Annotated in this window: 1 protein-coding gene; it reads left to right on the forward strand. The window is 29.6% G+C overall.

Annotated features, from left to right (window positions below; genetic code table 11):
* Window positions 1–198 precede the first annotated feature (198 nt).
* Window positions 199–1,203, forward strand: a complete 1,005-nt coding sequence (locus RBH29_RS17650) for a hypothetical protein (protein WP_306698326.1) — start codon at window positions 199–201, stop codon at window positions 1,201–1,203.
* Window positions 1,204–1,439: the final 236 nt, after the last annotated feature.

Genomic DNA, 1,439 nt, shown 5'->3' on the forward strand with positions numbered 1-1,439 from the left:
AGAAGATTATTGTGTTTGTTAAAACAGGCGCAGACAAATATGCAACGAGTTATAGGTTCAATCAGAATAAGCTTGGTTGAAAACAAAGGGGAGTTGGAGATAAATATAAATATTGCCGCCATCGACGGGTGCATTGACAAACGGCGCTCCAAAGTATAGCATTTAAATTAAAAAACTAATAGAGAGGATGTTTAGATTATGAATAAATCTTTAAAAAAATATTGTAGCCATCTGACTTCTTGTTTATTGATATGTTCTATTATATTTTTTAGTGTTACTGGATGTGATAATACCCAAGAAATAGAAGGAACTAAAAGGTCACAAGAAACAGTAGACTTAACAACACCTACAGAGGAAACTACAATTCAACCAACACCCACTGAGATCTCACCACAAAATACAACAGAAGATGTAGACATACTGGAAAATGAAGATATAGATAAAATGGATATTAAAAACTTTAGACCACTTCAAGATAGTTTTATAAATTATGATTTTAATGTAGAAGTAAATGGAACAAAATCAGAGCCTATTTCATTTTTAGTAGAAGGGGAATATGATCTTAATCAAGATGGACAACCAGATAAAATTGAGCTTTTGTTAGATGGTTTTTATAAGCGTAGTGGAGACCAAGAAATACAAACATACATAGAAGTAAATGGTATTAAACAAGAATTTTATATGGATTATTCGTTTAATGGTGAAGTTAAAATTATTAATTTGGACAAAAATGATGAATTTTTAGAAATTGCATATTTTGATGAAGGGCCAAGTGGAGATCCTCATTATGTTTTTTATAGATACGATGGAAAGAGATTATACAAAATTGGCAGTATTGATAGTGGTGCTTTAACTAATGGTGAGGGCAAATTTTTGTCATGGTTTAATACTTCAAGGTTTGAACCATCATTCTACTCTGCATGGTATGAAATTGAAAACGACAAATTTGTTCAAAAAAGCAATGATATTACTAAATATTTAGGTAAAAACTATGAGTTTGCAGGAGGAGAAGCATTTTTTATGCCATGTGATGAGATGCCAAAGGATTTTAGCCCTACATGGAACGAGATGGAACAATTTGAAGCTTGTGAACTAAAAATTATTGATATATTCTTTTATCCTGATTCTAGAACTTTAAATTTTTACTTTGTAGAACTTGAAAATGGAGAAACAGGAATGATGTATTTTTGGATTGGAGATTAAAAATAATCTAAGGAGTAAAATGAATTGGATTGATATGGAAACAGGAAGTTGTTATAATTAGGTATCATAGTTAATGATGGAATATATTTTAGTGTAAGCTAAATTTCTCGCTGTCTGTGCCTTTTATTTTTTATTTAAATGAACTTTTGTATAATATAAATAAGTTTAACATGGTAAGGAGTTTTAAAATTATAGAGAGATTAAAAATTAACGCAATTAATTATATGCTTGTATGT

The organism is Herbivorax alkaliphila (genome assembly GCF_030848475.1).
In the GTDB taxonomy this organism is placed as follows: domain Bacteria; phylum Bacillota; class Clostridia; order Acetivibrionales; family Acetivibrionaceae; genus Herbivorax.